Origin of the sequence: Lentzea sp. CA-135723 (assembly GCF_050936595.1) — a bacterium.
Classification (GTDB): domain Bacteria; phylum Actinomycetota; class Actinomycetes; order Mycobacteriales; family Pseudonocardiaceae; genus Lentzea.
The window spans coordinates 1,069,015-1,088,309 of sequence record NZ_JBNJMK010000001.1; the positions used below are offsets into that span (position 1 = coordinate 1,069,015).

Below are 19,295 nucleotides of genomic sequence, written 5' to 3' on the forward strand. Positions count from 1 at the left end.
ACCGTACCGTATGCTGTACGGTACAGGGTATGTTCGTCCCCGCCGATCCACCCAGATTCGGTCAGCTCCACGGAAAACCCCTGCTCGAAGCCCTGCCCGGGGTGCTGAAGGGCACCGATTACTGGTCGGTGGCGGCCGCGACGGCGCTCGCTCTCGTGGCGCGCGGGCGGATCGTGCCCGACGTGACGGCGGGCGGGTTCGACACCTGGCGGGTCGGGCCGCTCGACCACGCCGACGAACTGCACCTGCGGCAGCTGGCCGCGCACGGCGACTACGACACCCTGCGCGCGTTCCTCGACGCCGTCGCGGACGTGCTCCCGCGTGGTGGCGGTACCGGACCGTTCGCGGGGCACGAGGCGTGCGACGTGTCCGAGCTCAAGGGGTGGGCCGACGAGCAGATCACCCTGTCGTTGCGCATCGAGATGACCGCTGAGCAGCGGTTCCGGGCGATCGTGCAGGTCCGCGCCGTCACCGACCCCTCCCCGCGCGACGTGCGGGGCTCCGGCCGCGAGCTCGACGCGATCCGGGCGATGGCCCGCGTCGACTGGCCGCCGTTGCAGCGCCTGCTCGACGAGGCCGAGCTCAGCGATACCGAGGTCGGCGAACTGCTCAGGCTCGACATCGAGGTCCACTGGCCGCGCGAGCTCTCCACCGGGCTGTCCGCGCGGGCCGTGATCGGCGAGCCCTCGGGGGCGTTCCAGGCCGGCGACCTGCTCTCGTTCGACTGGCGGCTCGCCCTGGGCGGCGCCGAGCTCACCGAGGCCGAGATGGACCTCGTCGCCGAGGCCTCGCGGCCGGTCGTGAGGCTGCGCGACCAGTGGGTGCTGGTCGACCCGTCGCTGCGGCGCAAGGCCCGGCAGCAGCTCAAGCCCATCAGCGCCGTGCAGGCCGTCACGGCGGCGCTGACCGGCGTCGCCGTGATCGACGGCGAACAGGTCGAGGTCGCCCCGCACAGCCTGGCGTCCGCGATCACCGCCGTGCCGGAGTTCCCGCAGCCACCGGCGTTGCGGGCCCAGCTACGTGACTACCAGCTGCACGGGCTGCGCTGGCTCGCCCACATGACCGGGCTCGGCCTGGGCGCGTGCCTGGCCGACGACATGGGTCTCGGCAAGACCATCACGCTGATCGCGCTGCACCTGCACCGGGCGGACCACCAGCCGATGCTCGTGGTGTGCCCGGCGTCGTTGCTCGGCAACTGGGAACGCGAGATCCGCCGGTTCGCGCCCGACGTGCCGGTCAGCCGCTACCACGGTCCACAACGGACGCTGGCCTCGTCCGGCGTGGTGCTCACGACGTACGGCACGATGCGGCTCGACGTCGAGGCGTTGCGCGCGCACGAGTGGGGGATGGTCGTCGCCGACGAGGCGCAACACGTCAAGAACCCGCACTCCGGCACCGCCAAGGCACTGCGGTCGATTCCTTCCGCCGCCCGCGTCGCGCTGTCCGGCACGCCGGTCGAGAACTCCCTGTCGGAGCTGTGGTCCATTCTGGACTGGACGACCCCTGGCCTGCTCGGCACGCACCGCGCGTTCCGCACCCGCTGGCCAGCGCCCGACGACACGCTGACGAAGGTCGTGCGGCCGTTCCTGCTGCGCCGCCGCAAGTCCGACCCCGGCGTCGCCCCCGAACTGCCCGCCAAGACCGAGACCGACCGGTTCGTCTCGCTGTCGGTCGAGCAGGCCGCGCTGTACGAGGCGCTGACGCGCGAGACGCTCGACCAGATCGCGTCGTCGGACGGCATGGCGCGCCGCGGCCTGGTGCTGAAGCTGCTCACCGGGCTCAAGCAGATCTGCAACCACCCGTCGCACTACCTCGGGCACCCGTCGCTGCAGGGCACCTCCGGCAAGCTCGACCTGCTCGACGAACTGCTCGACACGATCGTCGCCGAGGACGGGTCCGCGCTGATCTTCACCCAGTACGTCGGCATGGCCCGGCTGCTGGAACAGCACATCAAGCAGCCCACCAGGTTCCTGCACGGCGGCACCCCGGTGCCGCAGCGCGAGCGGATGGTCGACGACTTCCAGAACGGCCGCGCGCCCGTGTTCCTGTTGTCGTTGAAGGCCGCCGGCACCGGCCTCAACCTCACCCGCGCCGACCACGTGATCCACTTCGACCGCTGGTGGAACCCCGCCGTCGAGGACCAGGCCACCGACCGCGCCTACCGCATCGGCCAGACCAGGCCCGTCCAGGTGCACAAGCTCGTCGCCGAAGGCACCGTTGAGGAACGCATCGCCGCGCTGCTGCAGGACAAGCGCGACCTCGCCGACGCCGTCCTGCACGGGGGAGAGGCCGCCTTCACCGAGCTCACCGACGCCGAACTCGCCGAACTCGTCGTGCTGAGGAGCACCTGATGACCGCCCGCGGATTCGCCGCGTTCCCCAAGATGAAGCGCCGCGTCGCCACCACCTGGTGGGGCAAGACGTGGGTCAAGGCGCTGGAGGACACCGCCCTCGACACCACTTTGCTGCGCCTGGGCCGCCGCTACGCCCACGCCGGCGTCGTCGGCCCGATCACCGTGAGCCCCGGCCGCCTGCACGCCCAGGTCCACGACAACGACACCGTCCACAGCACGACGGTGCGGATCCCCGTGCTGTCCGAAGTCCACTGGGGACGGTTCCTCGACCGCGTCGCCGAGAACCCCGCGCACATCGCGGCGTTGCTGGCCAACGACATGCCGCGCGACCTCGTCGTCGCCGCCGAGGAGTCCGGAGTGGACCTCGTCCCCGGCATCGGCGACCTGGAACCCGAGTGCGACTGCGACGGCTGGGAACTCCCGTGCCGCCACGCCGCCGCCCTCGCGTTCCAGGTCGGCTGGCTGCTCGACGCCGACCCGTTCGTCCTGCTGCTGCTCAAGGGAAAACCGGAACAGGAACTCCTCGACGCCCTCCGCCTGCGCGTCGCCGGTCCACTCGCGACCAGAACACCTGTGGTGGTTTCCGTCGAACCCGCAGGTCAACTGCCCACTCGTCCCGCGCTGCCGACCACCACACCTGTGGTGCTCCACGTTGAACCGCCGCCCGGCTTCGACGCCGCGGACCTGGTCGCGTTGATGGAGATCGCCGCGAACCGCGCCCGCTCGCTGCTGCGGTCGGGCACTCTCGAAGAGTGATCACCGAGAAGCAGAAGATGATGACCGGCCGGCTGTACAAGGACTCCGACCCCGAACTCGTCGCCGAACGGGTGGCCGCGCAGCAGCTGGTCGACGAGTTCAACGCGACGCGCTCGGCCGATGTGATCACCCGCCTGTTCGGCTCGATCGGCGAGGGCTCGTGGGTCATGCCGCGCTTCCAGTGCGACTACGGCTACCAGATCCACCTGGGCTCCAACAGCTTCCTCAACTACGACGCCATCCTGATGGACTGCGCCACCATCACCATCGGCGACGACGTCTCCATCGGACCGCGCGCCCAACTCCTCACCGCCCTGCACCCGATCGAGGACCACGAGGCCCGTCGGCAGCGCTTCGAGTCCGCCGCTCCCATCGTCGTCGGCGACAACGTGTGGCTCGGCGGCGGCGTCATCGTGTGTGCTGGCGTCACGATCGGCGAGAACTCGGTCATCGGAGCCGGTAGCGTCGTCACGCGCGACATCCCGCCGCGCTCACTGGCCGTCGGCAACCCCTGCAAGGTGATCCGTGAGCTATGACAAGCGCGTCGTCGAACCCCTGGTCCTGCTCGGCCTGACCGTCGTCGCCCTGGTCGTGTCCGGGATCGGGCCGTACTCGCGTGGCACCTGGTACCTGGAGGTCGCCCCCGTCGTCATCGGCGGCGCGATCCTGGTCGCGACGCACCGCCGGTTCCCGCTGACACCGCTGCTGTACCGGCTGCTGTTCCTGCACGCACTGGTGCTGATCCTGGGCGGCCACTACACCTACGCCCGCGTGCCGGTCGGCTTCTGGGCGCAGGACCTGTTCGACCTGGCCCGCAACCACTACGACCGGTTCGGCCACTTCGTCCAGGGTTTCGTGCCGGCTGTGCTGGCCCGCGAAGTGCTGCTGCGACGGACTCCGCTGCGGCCGGGTGGTTGGCTGTTCGTGCTGGTCACTTCGGTGTGCCTGGCGTTCAGCGCCTGCTACGAGCTGCTGGAGTGGCTGTCGGCGGTGCTCGGCGGGGAGGCGGCTGGGGACTTCCTCGGGACGCAGGGCGACGTCTGGGACACCCAGTGGGACATGTTCATGGCGCTGCTGGGGGCGGTGGTCGCGCAGCTGGTGCTGGCGCGGGTGCACGACCGCCAGCTGGCCGGTCTAGCCGGCGTGAAGGATGGCCGGGAACACACGGATGCCAGGTGAGCAGGGGACGGTCCGGGGGGTGCGCGGGTGCTGGGTGAGCGTGCGATCGCACACCTGGAAGCCCGTTCCTCGGGCGGCCCGCTGCCCCGCGACCTGCGCGTCACTCTCAACTTCCACCCAGGCCGAGGCGTCCTCGACCGGCTGACCCGTGACGGCGTCTACCGCTCCCAGTTCGAGACCGGCACCAGCAACGGCGGCCTCACCGCGCATCCCGGCGGCGATCGCTGGGAGTGGGAGAGCAGGCTCTTCGGCGGCGCCTACGACCTGGCCGCACCCTCCGCTCGTCCCAAGTACGGCGCCCTCGACCACCACCGGCGCGGCTGCGGGGGAGCGCCCCGCTTCGGATCCGCCCACCTGAGGCTCACCGAGGACGTCCTGGACCGCACCACGTTCTGCTACCCCGACAGCGTCTTCGACCCGGTCGGCTTCGGTACGGCACGGCGCTTCGCGCTCCTGGACCACGCCGCGCCCCGCGACCCGCTCGACGACTACGTCGAAGCCGGCTTCCGGCTGTCCACACCGGACCTCCTGCGCCACCAGGACTACCGCACACCGGAGTCGGTCGAGCTGGGTCTCGCACTGGCCCGCGACGGCATCCTCACGCCGGACCTGCTCGACGCCGTGACAGCGCCGCCGCAGGTGATCAAGCACCTGTGGCACCACCTGGCCAGGTTCGGTTACGCCAGGTAGATCCCGGCCAGCCGGCGCACCGCCGCCGTCACCTGCTCCCGCAGCTCCGCCGGCTCCAGCACCTCCACCTCGCCACCCATCCGCAGCAACATCCCGGCCGCGTGCGACACCGACTCGATCGGGATGGTGACGAGGAACCCGGAGCCGTCCTCCACAACGGACTCCTCGGCCGCCCGCGCCACCACCGGCAGCACGTGCGAGTCGAACACCTCCCAGCCGCGCGCCGACAGCCGGATCACCGCGGTGCCCGTGTACTGCCGCGCCTGGAACTCCTCCAGCGACGCCGCCCAGTGCGCGGCCAGGTCGAAGTCCGCGGGCCGTTCGAAAGCGTCGAGCACCGTCACCGACTGGATCTGCGCCACCCGGTACGTCGAGATCCGCGACGACCCCAGCGCCACCAGGTACCAGCGCCCGGCCTTGAGCACCAGGCCCAGCGGCCGCAGGACGCGCGTCACGTCCTCTGGTGCGCGCCAGCGCCGGTAGCCGACCTCGATCGACCGCTCCCGCCACACCGCGTCCGCCACGACCTCCAGCAACGGCGAGCGCTCCGCGTCGTAGTACCAGGAGGGCGCGTCCAGGTGGAACCGCGTCGCCATCCGCGAGGCCCGGTCGCGCAGCGTCGACGGCAGCGCCGCCATCAGCTTGAGCTGAGCCGCGGCCACCGCGTCGCCCAGCCCGAGATCGGCCGCCGCCCCCGGCAACCCCGCCAGGAACAGCGACTCCGCCTCCTGCTCGGTCAACCCGGTCAGCCGGGTGCGGTAGCCGTCGAGCAGCTGGTACCCGCCGGTGGGGCCCGCGTCGCCGTACAACGGGACGCCGGCGGCGTGCAGGGACTCCACGTCCCGGTAGATCGTGCGGACGGAGACCTCCAGCTCGGAGGCCAGGGCCGAGGCCGTCATCCGGCCCTTCGTCTGCAACAGCAGGAGCAGCGACACCAGTCGACTCGCACGCACGCGGACTACACTGACATAGGTTGTCAGGGTTAGCTCATACGTTCGACGCATGGCTTTCTACGAGAAGCAGCTGGCGGTGAAGGAACCGCTGGTCGTCGCGGGCAGACACGTCAAGCGCTACGAGGTGGTCACTCCCGGGCTGGAGATCACCGACGACGTCCGCGAGGCTGCCTACGGGTTCCTGCCGCGCCTCTACCCCGACTTCGAGGACCCGACGCCGCCCGCCACCGTGACGGTGCTGCACCGCAGCGCGGCGGGCATGTACCTCAACGCGTACAACTGGGTCTGGGACAACGTGCTGCACTGCCGCACGGCCGTGTCGGGCGACCAGCCGTTCCTCGGCAGCACCGATCCCGACCTCACGCGCTTCGGCATCATCCCCAAGGACCTCATCGGCTGCGTCTGGGAGTTGCCGCCGCTGGAGCACGAACGGTCGGCCTGGGTGCGGTACGTGCTCGACCCCGAGGCGCCCGACTTCGACGGCTACCTCGCCGACTCCTTCGCCGCGGGGCTGGTGGGCCGATGAAGGACGAGTGGCAGGGCGCCGCGTCCCGGTAAACCGGTGGACGGCGGCGTTAGGTTCGCAGACATGACCACACCGGAGAACGTCGTGCGCGCCCTGGCCGAACCAGCGAGGCTGCGGGCCTTCGCCGCCGTCGTCCTCGGCGCGGGCACGCTCACCGACGTTGCCTCCGCCTCCGGGCTCAAGCCCAAGGACGCCGGCACGGCGCTGAACAAGCTGAGGGAGGCCGGGCTCGTCGTCGGGGACCCGGCCCGCCCCGCCGACCTCAAGCCGCTCGCCGCGACGCTCACCGAGTCCATGCCCGCCGACGGGCTCGCGCCGTTCATCCAGAACGACCGGCTCGTCTCACTGCCGGTCGCCCACGAACGGCGCCGCAAGATCCTCGAACACGTCGCCGCGCACGCCTTCACCGCGCGCACGTACTACGAGGAGACGGAGATCAACGAACGGCTCAGGACCTGGTGCGACGGGGGAGAGGTCGACCACGTCACCATCCGCCGCTACCTCGTCGACCTCGGCCTGCTCGAACGCGGCGGCGGCATGTACCAGGCTCAACCCCTGCCGATGTAAGGCATCCCGGTCGCCATCACGGTCATGAACTGCACGTTGGCGTTCAACGGCAACCGAGCCTGGTACAGCACCGCGTCGGCGACGTGCTGCACGTCGAAGGTGGGCTCCGGCCGCACCTCGAAGTCGGCCTGCAGCACACCGCCGCCCATCCGCGCGGTCATCTCCGTGGCCGCGTTGCCGATGTCGATCTGCCCGCACGCGATGTTGTGCGCGCGGCCCTCCAGCGACAACGACTTCGTCAGCCCGGTCATCGCGTGCTTGGTGGCGTTGTAGGCGACGGCGTGCGGGCGCGGCACCGACGCGGAGATCGAGCCGTTGTTGATGATCCGGCCGCCGCCGTGCGTCTTCATCACCTTGAACGCCTCGCGCGCGCAGAGGAACGCGCCCGTCAGGTTCACGCCGACGACCTTTTCCCACGCGCTCAACGAGAACTCGTCGAGCGGCGTCGCGCGCACGTTCATGCCCGCGTTGTTGAACAACACGTCGAGCCGCCCGAACCGCGCGACCACGGTGTCGAAAAGGCGCACGACGGAGTCCTCTTGCGACACGTCGGTGGGCACCACGAGAGCGCTCTCGGGAAAGCCCTCTCCGGTCTCGGCCAACGCGTCCTCGCGCCGTCCTGCCAGCGCCACCTGGAATCCCGCCGCCAGCAGGGTCCGCGCCGACGCGCGTCCCACGCCCGAACCGGCTCCCGTCACGACCGCCACCGCCATCGGTGATCTCCCCTCGATCCAGCGATTGCCCGAAGTGTCCCGTGTGGAGTAATTACCAGGTGTGGAGTGTGAAGAGGGAACCTGCCTGCTGTGCGCGGGGTCGGGGACCATGTCGTGGCAGCAACCCGTTCCCGGTCCGGAAGGCCTTGTGCTGCACGAGATGTCGCACCCGTGCCCCCGTGGCTGCTCCGGCTGGTGGAAGCTTCCGAACGGGGAACGAAGAGGCATCGTCGCAGGCAATGTCGCACGCGCCAACGAGATTCCAGCCGGACCGTCCACCCAGGCCTGATCACCGAGCGTGAACGATGGGGGTCACCCATTATTGCCGGGACGGTCCCTGCTTGGCGGCTGCCACCACTCCGCGTAGAAGCGGACACTGTTCTTCTGTGAAGGAGTGCAGCCGTTGCCTTGGTTCTGGGCTCAACGAGGACCGGACCGCCTGCCGGGTCTGCGGAGGCTTGGGTCAGGTTCCCGACCGCTAGCTGGGCCTATTTCTTCGTCATCAAGGTCGGGCCGAGGATCCGGCGGGCCAACCGCCGGGTCAACGACTTGGGCTTGCGCGCTGCCGCCGGTGCGGCGGCCGCGGGCGTGGCAGGTGCCGCTGGTGGGGCTGGTGGTGCGGGCACCGGCTCTACACCGGGAATCGTCGCCTCGTCTGGTTCGTGCGTCGGGAACTTCGCGAACACCTGGGTCTCCGCCTCGACATTGCCGGGCTGCTGCTGCTCGAACGGCACGCGCAGATCTTGCCATCGGCGTCATTCACGCCTCGAATGAGGGGTAACTCCCCGGTAACGAGGTGACCGGGGTCACGCAGCACACTGGGCTTTGGTGGCCCCAGGCGGAGTGTGATGACTGAAACGACCGAGCGCGCGAACGTCGGGCCGCCCGACACGCACCTCTGGGAGCAGATCGCGCGGGGCGACCACGCCGCGTTCACCGAGCTGTTCGAACGGCACGCCGAAGCGGTCTGGAACTACGCCTACCGCCTCACCGCGTCCTGGTCGCAGGCGGAGGACCTGCTCTCCGCCACGTTCCTGACCGCCTGGCGCAAACGCGGCGACGCCCAGCTCGTGCGCGACTCCGCGCTGCCGTGGCTCTACACGGTCACCGCGAACCGCGCCCGCACCGAGTGGCGCGCGAAGCGCAGGGCGTTGCGGCTGGTCACGAAGCTGGTGCCGCAGGACGAGCGCGACCACGCCGACGAGGTCGCCGCGCGCACCGACGCGCAGCGCCGCCTCGTCCACGTCCTGGCCGCCATCGCGAAGCTGCCGGCATCCGAACGCGAGATCGCCCAGCTCTGCCTGCTCGGCGACGTGTCCGTCTCCGACGCCGCCACGCTCCTCGGCATCACCGAGTCGAGCGTCCGCGCCCGCGTCTCCCGCACTCGCGCCCGGCTGCGCGACCTCACCCCCGAGGACAACGCATGATCGACCAGCTGCCCGACCACCGCCCGCTGCCCGCGGACGTCCGCATGCGTGCCCGCCAGCGCCTGTCCGAGGGCATGGACACGCCCGTCCGCAACGGCAGGCCGGTCCTCATCGCGGCCGGCGTCAGCCTCCTCGCCGCCGGCACCGTCTTCGCGAGCCAGGCCCTGCTCGGCACCTCGGCCCAGGTCGCGGGCCCGCCGATGCAGCACAACGGCGAGTTCGTCGGCAAGGACCGCAACGTCGTCAACAACGTCGAGCCCGGCAAGGTCGCCCCCGAGGTGCTGACCCGGTGCGCGGCGACCGCCACGGCCGCGCACCCGCCCGCAGCCGAGTGGGCGCCGATCGCCACCAGCCGCAAGAACGGCACCGTGCTCACCGCGTTCCGGGTGCCCGCAGGCGTGTTCTTCTGCGCCAACACCGCCACCACCACGACGCTGTCGGCCCCGGACGCCGCGACCGTGAGCGACGACCTGCGCCAGGTGAAGATCCTCTTCACCACCCCGACCGGCGCGATGGCGGGCCTGGTCTCCCCGGACGTGAAGATCCTCAGCCTGTCCCGCGTCGGCGACCAGGGCACCAACTACGCGGGCCCCGGCATCCTCGACGGCCTGTTCCTCGCGCCCACCGGGTTCACCAAGGCCGAGAACGGCACGTTGGCGCTGGTCAACGGCCACGACTTCGCCGTGCGGGGCGTGCCGAAGCCGGCCGAGTCCGTCGTCGACCGCCCCCTGCCGCCCGCCGAGCGCACCACGCCCGAACAGCAGAAGTTCGCGAAGTGCCTGCGCGACCGCCCGATCCCGGACGCCGACCAGTTCGCCCACGGCCAGACCGTGAAGGTCAGCGCCACCGACACGATGATGCTCGGCCGCTTCTCCGACCTGCTGCTCTACTGCCGCGAGGCGAGCGAGAACCCGAACGACGGCGTGCTGTACGACCTGGACGACCTCAAGGAGGTCCGGGGCACCACGATCGCGGGCGCGACGGCATTCTACGACTTCAAGCCGTCGACCGTCGACGACAAGGGCGAGTACCACGGCGGCAACAGCACCGACGCCAAGGTGATCGGCCTGGTCCTCGACCCGAAGGTCGCGTCCATCACCTACACGAGCCCCGGGGTGGGCGACGCGCCCGCCACGATCGCGGGAGGCACGTTCCTGCTGGACGCGAGCCTGCTCGACCGCAGCCCCGAGGCGCGGGTCGTGGTGCGGGACGCGGCGGGCAAGGTGCTGGAGACGATCACGCCGCAGAACCCGTCCTGAGGGCGGCGGCCACCCTGGCCGCGCGCTCGGGCGGCAGCGCGAAGTGGTTGGCCGGGTTGCGGTAGGAGTAGGTGCCGTTGTTGACGGCGTGGCCCGGCCCGTCCGTCCACCGCACGGGACCGGTCGCCCCCTGACCCTCCAGCAGGGCGGCGGCCGCGGTCTCGGCCTCGGCCACGGCGGTCAGGGCGCGGAGTGCGCCGGCCAGCCGGCCGACCGCGTCCCCTGGCACGTCCTCGTCGCCGAACGCCGGGAGCAGGAGCAGCAGACGGGCGTGCGGATCGGAGGTGCTGCCACCCGGCAGTGCGTTGTCCGCGGCACCGACCAGCTCCGGCCAGGACAGGCCTGGTCCCATGAAGTGGCCTTCGTCCGCGGCGAGGAGCCCGGCCTCGTCCCAGTCGGGGTGGTGCACGAGGTAGTTGGTGCCGGAGTCGCCCTCGAACGTGCGGTAGACGACGTGCAGCCGGTGACCGCCGGCCAGCGGAACCGTGAACGTCGGCCAGTTCGCTGCCTGGTGCAGCTCCTGGTGGTAGCTGGTGGCGGCCTCGTAGTCGGCGCCGAACAGCAGCTCCTCGACCGGGGAGCCGGGTGGGCTGCGCGCTGTTCGTCACGACGCGGATCTTTCCCTGGACGGATTGGTTAGCATGGCGAAGTGACTGTGCAGGCGCCGGCCGAGGCCGGGTACAAGTGGATCGCGCTGTCCAACACCACGCTGGGCATGCTCATCGCCACGATCAACTCCTCGATCGTGCTGATCGCGTTGCCCGACATCTTCAAGGGCATCGCGATCAACCCGCTCGACCCGGCCAACACCGGCTACCTGCTGTGGATGATCATGGGGTTCCTGGTCGTCACGGCCGTGCTGGTGGTGAGCTTCGGGCGCCTCGGCGACATGTACGGCCGGGCCCGGATGTACAATCTCGGCTTCGCGATCTTCACCGCGAGCTCGGTGATGCTCGCGATCACCTGGTTCGACGGGGACGCCGCCGCGCTGTGGCTGATCGGGTGGCGGGTCGTGCAGGGCGTGGGCGGGGCGTTCCTGATGGCGAACTCCTCGGCGATCCTCGCCGACGCCTTCCCGGTCACGCAGCGCGGCATGGCCCTCGGCATCAACGGCGTCGCGGCGATCGCCGGGTCGTTCCTCGGGCTGGTCATCGGCGGGCTGCTGGCGCCGGTGAACTGGAACCTGATCTTCATCGTGTCTGTGCCGTTCGGCCTGTTCGGCACGGTGTGGGCCTACCTCAAGCTGCGCGACACCGGGGAGCGCCGGCGCGCCGAGATGGACTGGTGGGGCAACATCACCTTCGCCGTCGGGCTGATCGTGCTGCTGGTCGGGATCACCTACGGCATCCAGCCGCACGGCACCTCGCAGACCGGCTGGACCAGCCCGTTCGTGCTCACCTGCCTCATCGGCGGACTGGCCGTTCTGGTGGCGTTCGTCGTCATCGAGCACCGCGTGCCGAACCCGCTGTTCGACCTGCACCTGTTCCGGCTGCCGTCGTTCACCTGGGGCAACATCGCGAACTTCGCCTCGGCGCTCGGGCGTGGCGGGCTGCAGTTCATCCTGATCATCTGGCTGCAGGGCATCTGGCTGCCGCTGCACGGCTACTCCTACGAGGAGACGCCGCTGTGGGCGGGCATCTACATGCTGCCCATGACGGTCGGGTTCCTGCTCGCCGCGCCCACGGCCGGCATCCTGTCCGACCGGCTCGGCAGCCGGGCGCTGGCGTTCGGCGGCAACGTGCTGACCGCCGTCACGTTCGCGCTGCTCATCGCCCTGCCGGTGGACTTCCCCTACTGGGAGTTCGCGGTGATCCTGGTGTTCACCGGGATCGGGATGGGCATGTTCTCCTCGCCCAACCGCGCCGAGGTCATGAACTCGTTGCCCGCCAACGCCCGCGGGTCCGGCAGCGGCATGATGACCACGTTCCAGAACACCGCCATGGTGCTGTCGATCGGGTTCTTCTTCAGCCTGATCATCGTCGGGTTCTCCCAGTCGCTGCCCGGTGCGATGCGCACGGGTCTGGTCGACCACGGCGTGTCCCAGACCGCCGCCGCCCAGGTCGCGGCGCTGCCGGCGGTGGCCGTGCTGTTCGCGGCGTTCCTCGGCTACAACCCGATCCAGCAGCTGCTCGGCGACCAGCTCGCGACGCTGCCGCCGGACCAGGCCGCGTTCCTCACCGGCCGCGGGTTCTTCCCGAGCCTCATCTCCGGACCCTTCGCGCAGGGCCTCGCGATCGCGTTCGGGTTCGCCATCGCGCTGTGCCTGCTGGCCGCGTTCGCGTCGCTCAAGACCGCCGGGAAACCGGTGGACAACCGCGTCACGATTCGAGCGTGAGAACCGAACGCCTGACCCTGCGGCCCATGACCGCGGCCGACGTGGACGCGCTGACCGAGCTGCACGCCGACCCCGAGGTCATGCGCTACCTCGACCCCGCCCCGGTCGGGAACTACCTCGGCGAGAGCTTCCTCGCGGCGCACGAGAACGCGACCGGCCGGTTCGTCGGCTGGTTCGAGTTCAAGGGCGACCGCGAGGTCGAGCTCGGCTACCGGCTGCACCGCGCGTTCTGGGGCTGCGGCTACGCCACCGAGGGCGGCCGGGCATTGATCGCACGTGGCTTCACCAGCGCGGACGTCGAGCGCGTGGTCGCCACGACGATGTTCGTCAACGCCGGTTCGCGGCGCGTGCTGGAGAAGTGCGGGCTGCGGCACGTCCGCACCTTCCACCTCGACTTCCCCGATCCGCTGCCCGGCGCGGAATACGGAGAGGTCGAGTACGCGCTTACGAGAGAGGAGTGGTCGCAGACTCAGGGGGACGCGCATGTGGCAGACGGAAAAGGTTGACCTGGAAGCCTACTTCGCGCGAACGGGCGCATCGGCGTCGAGTTCGCTCGCGGAGTTGCACGAGAAGCACGTGCTCGCCATTCCGTTCGAGAACGTCGACGTGATGCTCGGCAAGATCCCGTCACTCGACCTCGACGACATCCAGGACAAGATGCTGCGCAAGCCGCGCGGCGGTTACTGCTACGAACACCAGCTGCTGTTCACCGCGGTCCTGGAACGCCTCGGCCACACCGTCAGCCGGCAGATGGGCCGCGTGTTCACCGGCCCGCGCACGCACTTCCTGTCCATCGTGGACGACCACCTCGTCGACGTCGGCTTCGGCGCGGGCGTGCTGCGTCCCATGCCGTTGCGCGACGGCGCGGAGGTCGACCAGGCCGGATGGCCGCACCGCCTGCGGCACGAGGACGGCCGGTGGGTGCTGGAGAAGCTCGAAGAGGACGGCTGGACGCTCCAGCACGCGTTCGAGACCGGCGTCGAGCAACGGCCCGTCGACTACGAAGCGGCCAACTACTACGTCGCCACGCACCCGCGTTCGCCGTTCAGCCACCAGCTCGTCGCCATGCGCCTCGAACCCGGTCTGAGCCGCCGGCTGATCGGCGGCAGGTTCGTCGTCGAGCACGCGGGGGAGAAACCTGAGAATTCTCAGGTTGACGACCTCGGAAAAACGCTGGAATCGCTCGACATCGTCCTTACCGAAGGGGAGCTGAGTCACATCGGCTCAACTCCGGGAACAAAAGCGGACGCAAGTTCGTAATACCGGGTGTAAGGGGATCGCATTTCGGAGGTGTTGGAAATGACCACCGCGACTCCGTTCGCCACGGGAGCAAATTCCACGGGCGTCAACGCACTGCCCACCCCGCCCTCGGGCTGGCCCATCGGTTCCTACGCGACCTACGAGGAAGCGCAGCGCGCCGTCGACCACCTGGCGGACAACGACTTCCCGGTCGCGGACGTCACCATCGTCGGCGTCGAGCCGATGATCGTCGAACGCGTCACCGGCCGCCTGACCTGGGGCCGCGTCCTCGGCGCGGGTGCCGCGTCGGGTGCCTGGTTCGGTCTGTTCGTCGGTCTGCTGCTCGGCCTGTTCTCCACCGGCGGCGCGCTCGCGCCGATCGTCGTGGGTCTGGTCGCCGGTACGGCCTTCGGCCTCGCCGGAGCCGCGATGCGCTACGCCGCCACGCGCGGCCGCCGCGACTTCGCCTCCGTCACCCAGCTCGTGGCCGGTCGCTACGACGTGCTGAGCCACCCGCGCAGCGCCGAGCAGGGCAAGGACATGCTCACGAAGCTCGCGTGGCGCGGATGAGCACCCCGCTGACCGTCGACGAGCTGCGCACCGCGCTCGACGAGATCCGGCAGACCAGCGCCAGGCTCGGCGCGCAGGCCACCAACCTGGCCGCCCGTGCCGAGACCGACCTGGGTCGCGACGTCGCCGAGATCGTGAAGGACCTCCGTGCGGCCGCCCGCCAGCTGCGGGTCACGCAGTTGCTGCTGGAACCGGCGAAAGCCGACCTGGCAGCCTGAAAGCCTCGCTCCCACCACAGGAAACGCCGTCCCGCCCGCGCGGGGCGGCGTTTCCGCTTTACTGGCGGAATGCCGATCTTGGGGGATGCGGTGCGCACGCACTGGTGGCGGTTCGTGCCGGTCGGCGCGGCCGCGGCGGTGTGCGTGCCCACGTCGAGTCTGTTCGGGCTGGTGCCGGTCGTGCTGTGGTGCGCGCTGGCCCGCACGCGAAGAACCGGCCTCGTCGTCGGGGGCGCGCTCGTGGCGGTGCTGGCGTGGTTCGTGCTGCCGCGCGCACTGGGGCTCGCCGGGCCGTGGGTGCCGTCGTACATCGAACTGTTCTGGCTGTACCCGGTGGTCGCCGCGCTCGTGTGCCTGCCGGCCGTGCCACGCGAACGCGGCATCGCGTCAGCCGTGCTCGTGCTGACGACGATGGTGGCCACCGGATTGCTGGCGACGGCCGTCGTGCTGCTCGGCCAGCTGGAGTCCAAGCCCGGCGACGAAGGCGTGCTGCCCGGACCCGCCGGTCTGAAGGTCGCCGAGGGGCTCGGCCACTGCGGTTCCGGCAACTGCTCACGCGAGGTGACGCTCACCGGCACGAGCGCGCCCGACGCGACGCGCGAGCACCTCGCCTCCCGCGGGTTCACACCCCGGCCCGCGCTCGACTCGGGTGACGAACGGGTCTGCCGCGCGGACGGGCTCGTCTTCACCCACGAGGTGTGCGCGGAGTCCCGCACGATCACGCCTGCCGAGGTCAGGGTCGTCTGGTACGTCGACTAGCTGTAGTGCCCTGACAGGTTAGGAACGCGGCTGGCGGGTGGCTTGCCTGCGAGGGCGGTGTGACCGCGGTGGTGATTGTAGAGATGCAACCACCTGGGCAAGGCCTCGCGGCGCTTGGTCTCGGTGCTGTAAGGACGCGCGTAGGCCCACTCGTCGAGCAGGGTGCGGTTGAAGCGTTCGACTTTGCCGTTGGTCTGAGGCCGGCGTGGCCGTGTGCGTTTGTGGGTGATCCCGGCTGTGGTCAGAGCGTCGCGCCAGAGCCGGGATCGGTAACAGGACCCGTTGTCGGTGAGCACTCGCGCGACGGTGATCCCGTTGGCGGCAAAGAAGGTCTGAGCGCGTGACCAGAACGCTATGGCGGTTTCCTCGGTCTCGTCGGCGAGGATCTCGGTGTAGGCAAGGCGGCTGTGATCGTCGACGGCGTTGTGCAGGAAGCTGTAGCCGAGGTTGGCGCGGCTGCTGTTCTTGCGTGGCCGGGCCGGATCACGATGGGCGGAGCTGTTGCGCGTTCCGATCGTCCGGCCGTGGACCTTGTGACCACCCCCGTCGGGGATGTTGCCCAGCTTCTTGATGTCGACGTGCACGAGATCGCCAGGAGCTGGATGTTCGTAGCGGCGGACAGGCTCACCGGTGGCCCGGTCCAGGTGCCGCAGCCGGGCCAGCCGGTAGCGGCGCAGGATGCGGTGCACGGTCGATGGGTTCAGGTCGAGCAGGTAGGCGATGCGGGCCGGGCCCCAGCGGCGGTCCAGCCTGACCTTGACGACTCGTCGTTCCTGTCGGGCAGTGGTGCGATTCGGGCTGGTCAGCGGGCGTGACGAACGGTCGGTCATCCCTGGCGTGCCTTCGGTGCGATAGCGGTCGGCCCAGCGTTTCGCGGTGCTCACCGAGACCTGGAAGCGCTCGGCTGCCCGCCGCAGTGGCCACCCGTCGTCGACGACACACCGGGCCAGGCGCAGCCTGCCCAGCTCAGTCAGCGGTGCGTTAGCGTGAGGAATCGAGGGCCTCCTGGGTAGCCGGTGCAGATGTCGCAATCCACACCGAACCCGGAGGCCCTCCCTCATTCCAAGATCATCCGATCACGTGTCGGACCGTTCGCAACGTCTCGGGTCAGTACAACTAGCCCGCCTGCCAGCGCGATGAGCGGCACCTGACAGCCGCCCCGGGCAGCGTGGCCGCCGTGACGATCACCCTGAAGGCCGGCGGCACCGCGATGTTCACCGGCGACTCGATCACCAGCTTCGAACGCCACGGCGGCGACGACCCCGCGGGCTACCCGCTGCAGGCCGTCGGCCGGTGGTGCTTCGAGCACCCGGACCGGCCGCTGACCTGGCTCAACACCGCCCACGCCGGCGACTCGACCGCAGACCTCGAAGCACGCTGGCAGACCGACGTGCTCGCCGCGCGCCCCGACGTCCTCACGGTCCTCGCCGGCATCAACGACGTCGGCAACGGCCGCACCCCCGACGAGTTCGCCGCCACCTACGCACGGCTGCTCGCGCCGCTGGCCGGCACGCCGTTGATCCTCGTCGAGCCGTTCCTGCTGCCGGTCACCACCGTCGTGCAGACCCGGCGCGGCCTGATCGGCGCACCCGAACGCGCGCGGTGGCGCGAGGCCCTCGACCCGATGATCGACGTCGTGCGCGACCTCGCCGGCACGCACGGCGCCACCCTGCTGGCCGCCGACCGCCTGTTCGCCGAGCTGTCCGCGAGCACCGGTCCCGAGCACTGGACCGACGACGGCGTCCATCCGAACGCCGCAGGTCACAGCGCCCTCGCCGAGGCGTGGTACGCCCTTGTCGATTAACCCCGGCTAGTTTCCGTAGGTCGTACGGTATTGTTTCCGTATGGCCTACGGAAATGGGGTGGACGGATGGCCGCCGAACGCAGCGGCGGGGGAGACCCGGCACGCACGCTCGCACTGCTCTGGCGCAACCCTCCGGAACCGAAACCGGTCGGCAGGAAGCCGAAGGTGAGCGTCGACCAGATCGTCACCGCGGCGATCGCGGTGGCCGACCGCGAGGGGCTCGGCGCGATGTCGATGGCCCGCGTCGCACAGGAGCTGAGCGTCGGCACGATGTCGCTCTACACGCACGTGCCCGGCAAGGCAGAGCTCATCGACCTGATGACCGACACCGTGCTGCAGGAACGCGACCTCACGCCCGACGGCACCTGGCGGGAGCGCGTCAAGCACTACGCCGACCGCACGCGGGCCGTCTACCAGGCGCATCCGTGGATGCGGGACGTGTCGATGGTCCGGCCGCCGCTCGGGCCAGGGCTGATGGACGGGCAGGAGTTCCTGCTGGCCGCCCTCGCCGACTCCGGCCTGGAACCGCGCCAGGTCACCGTCGCGCACGTCGCCGTCGAGGGCTTCGTGCACGGCGCGGCGGCGTCCGAAGTGGACGATCAACAGCTCGCGCAGTCCACCGGCGAGTCCGGCGACTCGTGGTGGGGCGCGCGGCAGGTGTTCTGGGACGACTACTTCGACGTCGAGCGCTACCCGGTGATGACGACCCTCTGGAACGCCGGCGCCTACGAGGTCGACGCCTCGCTCGCCGAGCACGTGCACAACTCGTTCGACTACGGGCTCGCCAAGCTGCTCGACGGCATCGAAGGAGGCCTGCGATGACCACGCTCGTCACCGGCGCGACCGGCAACGTCGGCCGGCTGGTGGTCCGGGGGCTGTCCGGCCACGTCCGCGCGATCACCCGCGACCCCGCCAAGGCGTCGTTCCCCGCGCACGTCGAAACGGTGCGCGCCGACCTCGACGACCCGGACAGCCTGCCGTTCGACGGCGTCGAGAAGCTGTACCTCTTCGTGCACCCGCCGACCGCCGCCGAGGTGGTCGAACGGGCGGTGCGCGCGGGCGTGCGGCGGATCGTCACGTTGTCCTCGGGCGCGGTGACCTACGGCTACGACAAGACCCACCACCTGCCCGTCGAGCAGGCCGTCGAGGCGTCCGGCGCGCAGTGGACGCACCTTCGGCCCGGCGAGTTCGCGGCCAACAAGATCGACCTGTGGGGCCCCTCGATCCGTGCGGACGGCACGATCGTGCACCCCAATCCGGACGAGCTCGGCCAGCCCATCCACGAGGCGGACATCGCCGACGTCGCCATCCGGGTCCTCGAGGAGGACGGGCACGCCGGCCGCGCCTACGACCTGTCCGGACCACCGCCGCTCACCCAGCGCGCCATGGCCCGCGACATCGGCGTCGTGCTCGGCCGCGACCTGACGTTCCGCGACGTCACCGTGGACGAGGCGCTGGAGTACTACGTGAGCGTCGGCTGGCCGCGCGAGATCGCTGAGTACGTGCTCGGCGTCGCCGGCTACGAGGGCGGCGACGCCGACGACTTCACCGACTACGAGTTCGTGGTGTCCCCTGCCTACGAGACGCTCACCGGCCGCCCGTACCGCACGTTCGCGCGGTGGGCGCGCGACCACGCCGCCGACTTCCGCGGCTGATCATCGCGTCGAATCAGGCCCCTCCCCGTTCGACGTACCGGTAGGAGCGAGGAGGGCCGGTGCGATTCGTGGTGTTCGTCTGGAGTCCGGACGCGGTGGCGGTGCGGCACGCCGGGGAGTTGGCGCGGGCGGGCGTGCTGCTCGACGTGGGCGACCTCGCGCCCGCCGCGTTCGGGGTGTCGGGGTACTGGCTGATCGACGTCCGCGACCACGAGGAAGCGGTCGAACGCGTCAAACGGATCGCGCTCCCGGCGTGCGTCGTGGAAATACGTCAGGTGGCTGTGGTCTGATG

At 70.3% G+C, this 19,295-nt stretch carries 24 protein-coding genes; 19 read left to right on the plus strand and 5 right to left on the minus strand.

Annotated elements, in window-relative coordinates:
• The first annotated feature begins 29 nt into the window (after positions 1-29).
• From ACQEU1_RS04450 to ACQEU1_RS04470, 5 genes are read left to right on the plus strand one after another with little or no spacing between them, the layout of a single operon-like run.
• Complete coding sequence (locus ACQEU1_RS04450) at positions 30-2,351, plus strand: DEAD/DEAH box helicase (RefSeq protein WP_433196490.1); 2,322 nt, start codon at positions 30-32, stop codon at positions 2,349-2,351.
• On the plus strand, positions 2,351-3,109 hold the full coding sequence (locus tag ACQEU1_RS04455; RefSeq protein WP_433196492.1) for an SWIM zinc finger family protein: 759 nt from the start codon (positions 2,351-2,353) through the stop codon (positions 3,107-3,109). Before ACQEU1_RS04450 ends, ACQEU1_RS04455 begins: the two co-directional genes overlap by 1 nt.
• Positions 3,106-3,645: a sugar O-acetyltransferase gene (locus tag ACQEU1_RS04460; protein ID WP_433196494.1), complete on the plus strand. Its 540-nt coding sequence runs from the start codon at positions 3,106-3,108 to the stop codon at positions 3,643-3,645. The genes ACQEU1_RS04455 and ACQEU1_RS04460 overlap by 4 nt, the downstream gene beginning before the upstream one ends.
• Positions 3,635-4,288, plus strand: a complete 654-nt coding sequence (locus tag ACQEU1_RS04465) for a DUF2238 domain-containing protein (RefSeq protein WP_433196496.1) — start codon at positions 3,635-3,637, stop codon at positions 4,286-4,288. Before ACQEU1_RS04460 ends, ACQEU1_RS04465 begins: the two co-directional genes overlap by 11 nt.
• Before the next feature lie 30 nt (positions 4,289-4,318).
• Positions 4,319-4,978: a DUF3626 domain-containing protein gene (locus ACQEU1_RS04470; protein ID WP_433211310.1), complete on the plus strand. Its 660-nt coding sequence runs from the start codon at positions 4,319-4,321 to the stop codon at positions 4,976-4,978.
• Here the strand turns inward: ACQEU1_RS04470 and ACQEU1_RS04475 are convergent.
• Positions 4,966-5,931, minus strand: a complete 966-nt coding sequence (locus ACQEU1_RS04475) for a helix-turn-helix transcriptional regulator (RefSeq protein WP_433196498.1) — start codon at positions 5,929-5,931, stop codon at positions 4,966-4,968. The genes ACQEU1_RS04470 and ACQEU1_RS04475 overlap by 13 nt on opposite strands.
• Before the next feature lie 49 nt (positions 5,932-5,980).
• On the opposite strand from ACQEU1_RS04475, the gene ACQEU1_RS04480 reads away from it, so the two are divergent.
• Together ACQEU1_RS04480 and ACQEU1_RS04485 are read left to right on the plus strand one after the other, a co-directional pair.
• Positions 5,981-6,457, plus strand: a complete 477-nt coding sequence (locus tag ACQEU1_RS04480) for a hypothetical protein (protein ID WP_433196500.1) — start codon at positions 5,981-5,983, stop codon at positions 6,455-6,457.
• Positions 6,458-6,520: 63 nt separating this feature from the next.
• Positions 6,521-7,024: a DUF2087 domain-containing protein gene (locus tag ACQEU1_RS04485; RefSeq protein WP_433196502.1), complete on the plus strand. Its 504-nt coding sequence runs from the start codon at positions 6,521-6,523 to the stop codon at positions 7,022-7,024.
• Here the strand turns inward: ACQEU1_RS04485 and ACQEU1_RS04490 are convergent.
• Together ACQEU1_RS04490 and ACQEU1_RS04495 are read right to left on the minus strand one after the other, a co-directional pair.
• Complete coding sequence (locus ACQEU1_RS04490; protein WP_433196504.1) at positions 7,006-7,737, minus strand: SDR family oxidoreductase; 732 nt, start codon at positions 7,735-7,737, stop codon at positions 7,006-7,008. The two genes, ACQEU1_RS04485 and ACQEU1_RS04490, sit on opposite strands and share 19 nt — an antisense overlap.
• A 488-nt stretch (positions 7,738-8,225) precedes the next feature.
• A complete protein-coding gene (locus ACQEU1_RS04495) occupies positions 8,226-8,471 on the minus strand; it encodes a hypothetical protein (protein ID WP_433196506.1) in 246 nt (81 codons plus the stop codon).
• Between the two features lie 114 nt (positions 8,472-8,585).
• On the opposite strand from ACQEU1_RS04495, the gene ACQEU1_RS04500 reads away from it, so the two are divergent.
• Both ACQEU1_RS04500 and ACQEU1_RS04505 read left to right on the plus strand, forming a co-directional pair.
• A complete protein-coding gene (locus ACQEU1_RS04500; protein ID WP_433196508.1) occupies positions 8,586-9,164 on the plus strand; it encodes an RNA polymerase sigma factor in 579 nt (192 codons plus the stop codon).
• A complete protein-coding gene (locus ACQEU1_RS04505; protein WP_433196510.1) occupies positions 9,161-10,423 on the plus strand; it encodes a hypothetical protein in 1,263 nt (420 codons plus the stop codon). The genes ACQEU1_RS04500 and ACQEU1_RS04505 overlap by 4 nt, the downstream gene beginning before the upstream one ends.
• On the opposite strand, the gene ACQEU1_RS04510 is transcribed toward ACQEU1_RS04505, so the two are convergent.
• Positions 10,401-10,832 (minus strand): hypothetical protein, encoded by a 432-nt coding sequence (locus tag ACQEU1_RS04510; protein WP_433196512.1) that lies wholly within the window; start codon positions 10,830-10,832, stop codon positions 10,401-10,403. The genes ACQEU1_RS04505 and ACQEU1_RS04510 overlap by 23 nt on opposite strands.
• Before the next feature lie 306 nt (positions 10,833-11,138).
• Here ACQEU1_RS04510 and ACQEU1_RS04515 point away from each other — a divergent pair, with 306 nt between their 5' ends.
• The 6 genes from ACQEU1_RS04515 to ACQEU1_RS04540 all read left to right on the plus strand — a co-directional run bounded on the left by ACQEU1_RS04515 (position 11,139) and on the right by ACQEU1_RS04540 (position 15,544).
• On the plus strand, positions 11,139-12,758 hold the full coding sequence (locus ACQEU1_RS04515; protein ID WP_433211313.1) for an MFS transporter: 1,620 nt from the start codon (positions 11,139-11,141) through the stop codon (positions 12,756-12,758).
• Entirely contained in the window at positions 12,755-13,264 is a 510-nt protein-coding gene (locus ACQEU1_RS04520) for a GNAT family N-acetyltransferase (RefSeq protein WP_433196514.1), read from the plus strand. The genes ACQEU1_RS04515 and ACQEU1_RS04520 overlap by 4 nt, the downstream gene beginning before the upstream one ends.
• Before the next feature lie 55 nt (positions 13,265-13,319).
• Positions 13,320-14,018 carry an arylamine N-acetyltransferase family protein gene (locus ACQEU1_RS04525; RefSeq protein WP_433196516.1) on the plus strand — a complete coding sequence of 233 codons (699 nt, stop codon included), beginning with the start codon at positions 13,320-13,322 and terminating at the stop codon, positions 14,016-14,018.
• A gap of 39 nt (positions 14,019-14,057) precedes the next feature.
• Positions 14,058-14,567, plus strand: coding sequence for a general stress protein (locus ACQEU1_RS04530; protein ID WP_433196518.1), 510 nt, complete (start codon positions 14,058-14,060; stop codon positions 14,565-14,567).
• Positions 14,564-14,785 (plus strand): hypothetical protein, encoded by a 222-nt coding sequence (locus ACQEU1_RS04535; protein ID WP_433196520.1) that lies wholly within the window; start codon positions 14,564-14,566, stop codon positions 14,783-14,785. The genes ACQEU1_RS04530 and ACQEU1_RS04535 overlap by 4 nt, the downstream gene beginning before the upstream one ends.
• A gap of 69 nt (positions 14,786-14,854) precedes the next feature.
• On the plus strand, positions 14,855-15,544 hold the full coding sequence (locus tag ACQEU1_RS04540) for a hypothetical protein (RefSeq protein WP_433196522.1): 690 nt from the start codon (positions 14,855-14,857) through the stop codon (positions 15,542-15,544).
• Here the strand turns inward: ACQEU1_RS04540 and ACQEU1_RS04545 are convergent.
• Positions 15,541-16,539, minus strand: coding sequence for an IS481 family transposase (locus ACQEU1_RS04545; RefSeq protein WP_433211316.1), 999 nt, complete (start codon positions 16,537-16,539; stop codon positions 15,541-15,543). The genes ACQEU1_RS04540 and ACQEU1_RS04545 overlap by 4 nt on opposite strands.
• A gap of 182 nt (positions 16,540-16,721) precedes the next feature.
• Between ACQEU1_RS04545 and ACQEU1_RS04550 the strand changes: the two genes are divergently transcribed.
• The 4 genes from ACQEU1_RS04550 (at position 16,722) to ACQEU1_RS04565 (ending at position 19,293) form a co-directional block, all read left to right on the plus strand.
• Positions 16,722-17,348, plus strand: coding sequence for an SGNH/GDSL hydrolase family protein (locus ACQEU1_RS04550; protein WP_433196524.1), 627 nt, complete (start codon positions 16,722-16,724; stop codon positions 17,346-17,348).
• A 66-nt stretch (positions 17,349-17,414) separates the two neighbouring features.
• The gene (locus ACQEU1_RS04555) at positions 17,415-18,170 is read left to right on the plus strand and encodes a TetR/AcrR family transcriptional regulator (RefSeq protein ID WP_433196526.1); all 756 of its coding nucleotides are present in this window, start codon (positions 17,415-17,417) and stop codon (positions 18,168-18,170) included.
• Positions 18,167-19,003, plus strand: a complete 837-nt coding sequence (locus ACQEU1_RS04560) for an NAD(P)H-binding protein (protein WP_433196528.1) — start codon at positions 18,167-18,169, stop codon at positions 19,001-19,003. The genes ACQEU1_RS04555 and ACQEU1_RS04560 overlap by 4 nt, the downstream gene beginning before the upstream one ends.
• Before the next feature lie 59 nt (positions 19,004-19,062).
• The gene (locus ACQEU1_RS04565; RefSeq protein ID WP_433196530.1) at positions 19,063-19,293 is read left to right on the plus strand and encodes a hypothetical protein; all 231 of its coding nucleotides are present in this window, start codon (positions 19,063-19,065) and stop codon (positions 19,291-19,293) included.
• The last annotated feature ends 2 nt before the right edge of the window (positions 19,294-19,295 follow it).

What these genes read in the sequence shown, in the direction of transcription:
- ACQEU1_RS04450 (WP_433196490.1), top strand. Translation starts at nt 30, where the DNA reads ATGTTCGTCCCCGCCGATCCACCCAGATTCGGTCAGCTCCACGGAAAA.
- ACQEU1_RS04455 (WP_433196492.1), top strand. Translation starts at nt 2,351, where the DNA reads ATGACCGCCCGCGGATTCGCCGCGTTCCCCAAGATGAAGCGCCGCGTC.
- ACQEU1_RS04480 (WP_433196500.1), top strand. Translation starts at nt 5,981, where the DNA reads ATGGCTTTCTACGAGAAGCAGCTGGCGGTGAAGGAACCGCTGGTCGTC.
- ACQEU1_RS04485 (WP_433196502.1), top strand. Translation starts at nt 6,521, where the DNA reads ATGACCACACCGGAGAACGTCGTGCGCGCCCTGGCCGAACCAGCGAGG.
- ACQEU1_RS04490 (WP_433196504.1), bottom strand. Translation starts at nt 7,737, where the DNA reads ATGGCGGTGGCGGTCGTGACGGGAGCCGGTTCGGGCGTGGGACGCGCG.
- ACQEU1_RS04500 (WP_433196508.1), top strand. Translation starts at nt 8,586, where the DNA reads ATGACTGAAACGACCGAGCGCGCGAACGTCGGGCCGCCCGACACGCAC.
- ACQEU1_RS04505 (WP_433196510.1), top strand. Translation starts at nt 9,161, where the DNA reads ATGATCGACCAGCTGCCCGACCACCGCCCGCTGCCCGCGGACGTCCGC.
- ACQEU1_RS04515 (WP_433211313.1), top strand. Translation starts at nt 11,139, where the DNA reads ATGCTCATCGCCACGATCAACTCCTCGATCGTGCTGATCGCGTTGCCC.
- ACQEU1_RS04530 (WP_433196518.1), top strand. Translation starts at nt 14,058, where the DNA reads ATGACCACCGCGACTCCGTTCGCCACGGGAGCAAATTCCACGGGCGTC.
- ACQEU1_RS04535 (WP_433196520.1), top strand. Translation starts at nt 14,564, where the DNA reads ATGAGCACCCCGCTGACCGTCGACGAGCTGCGCACCGCGCTCGACGAG.
- ACQEU1_RS04540 (WP_433196522.1), top strand. Translation starts at nt 14,855, where the DNA reads ATGCCGATCTTGGGGGATGCGGTGCGCACGCACTGGTGGCGGTTCGTG.
- ACQEU1_RS04555 (WP_433196526.1), top strand. Translation starts at nt 17,415, where the DNA reads ATGGCCGCCGAACGCAGCGGCGGGGGAGACCCGGCACGCACGCTCGCA.
- ACQEU1_RS04560 (WP_433196528.1), top strand. Translation starts at nt 18,167, where the DNA reads ATGACCACGCTCGTCACCGGCGCGACCGGCAACGTCGGCCGGCTGGTG.